This is a genomic window from Herpetosiphon gulosus, assembly GCF_039545135.1.
Taxonomy (GTDB): domain Bacteria; phylum Chloroflexota; class Chloroflexia; order Chloroflexales; family Herpetosiphonaceae; genus Herpetosiphon; species Herpetosiphon gulosus.
Genome location: NZ_BAABRU010000086.1, coordinates 1 through 1448 on the forward strand (window position 1 = coordinate 1; position 1448 = coordinate 1448).

1 protein-coding gene is annotated in these 1448 nt (G+C 61.7%); it reads right to left on the minus strand.

What is annotated here, in order from left to right; translation table 11 throughout:
- Positions 1-22: 22 nt before the first annotated feature.
- Complete coding sequence (locus ABEB26_RS26840) at positions 23-1345, minus strand: IS4 family transposase (RefSeq protein ID WP_345725167.1); 1323 nt, start codon at positions 1343-1345, stop codon at positions 23-25.
- Between the last annotated feature and the right edge of the window lie 103 nt (positions 1346-1448).

Here is a 1448-nt window from a genome sequence, read left to right on the forward strand (position 1 = left end):
CCCATGCGCATCAAGCTTAGGGTCATGATGCCGTTAATGCCCGTAAGCGCTGAGCCGTGGTTGGTGGCTGATGCCGTTTGTTCGTCGTCGCCCAGCGCTGGATGAGGGCCGCAAGCCGTGTGAGTACCCGCAAAAACTGCGGCGGATCGGCCTGCGTGCTGGCCAATTCCCCCGCCATTCCGGCGACGATCGGCGCAGCCTTGAACAAACTTCGCTCCGGATCATGCCAACTGCTGGCTGCCAAGAGCCATTGCTGAAACACCAACCCAATCAATTTGGCGTAGATTTCACACAGCACCCGTGCGGGATTGGCGGTGCGCCAGTCATCGATCCGCGCATGGCTTTTCCACAGTTTAAAGAGCAGTTCAATCTGCCAACGTACCCGCACCAACGTCCAGACCTCGGTCGGGCTGATCAGGGTGCGCGGCGCATTCGTGATCACCACATTCCAATCGGCCAGCGCCAAGGCCGCCGCTGATGGCATCCGATGTTGGTGCTGCGCATGCTGGCGAATCCGTGCCCGTCGCTGATCGGCAACCGCCTGGGCTACCCGCGTGACGACGAGGCGGGCGTGGACGTGCTGGTCCTTACCAACGATGATTGCGCAATCCCAGGTGGTCACGGGGCCGAGTTCGCGCACAAAGGTCGCGAGCGACTGCGCGGCGTGCCCCGGATAGGCCACGACGGCGTTGCTGGGCAGGCGGGTGATCCAAAAGACCCCGTGCTGATCGTGCTTGCGCAAGCGCTCCAAGTGGTAAAATCCGCGATCCGCGAGCAGCAAACTGCCCGGCGGGAGATCCTGCTGCTGGAGCGGGAGTGCTCGATCTGCTGCGCGTCCGTTGACCAGATCGAGTGCGGTGATCGCGCCCGTGAGGACATCGAGCTGCACCCCACATTTAAGGGTTGCCCCGCCACCCGTCGTCGCATTGCCACAGCCGCGCCACGTGCTCGTCAGGGCATCGGGCAAGCCAATGGATGTGCTGGCATGGACGCGCACGCTGGCAAAGCGCTGGAGGATGGGCAGGGTCACGGGATTGGTGGCGATGATAGGGTGGATGCTGGCGAGAACGAGCTGGTGGAGCAGGTCAGCGGTGGCCATGGTGAAGCGTTGATCAATCGCTTGGGGTGAGACATCAACGCCGATGCGGCAGGCCGTCTGGGCCAGCTGCTCGACCGTGGCGGTTGGCTGAGCCAGCCAGCCATAGACGAGGGTTTGAACGAGGGTACTGGGAGAGAATTTGGCGCGGTCGGGGCGTTTGACATACTGCTGGGCGGCGGCAATTGCCTCGGTCGTCGTGGTCAACAGGGTGTGCATGGCAGCGCTGATCTGCGGTATGATGTCCATCGGATGCTCCTCTGATTCATGGTGTGGTGCAATGTCATGATGCCAGAAGAGCGTCCTTTCCATTTAAGCTTGATGCGCATGGGGAATTTACAGTTAAGCCCAG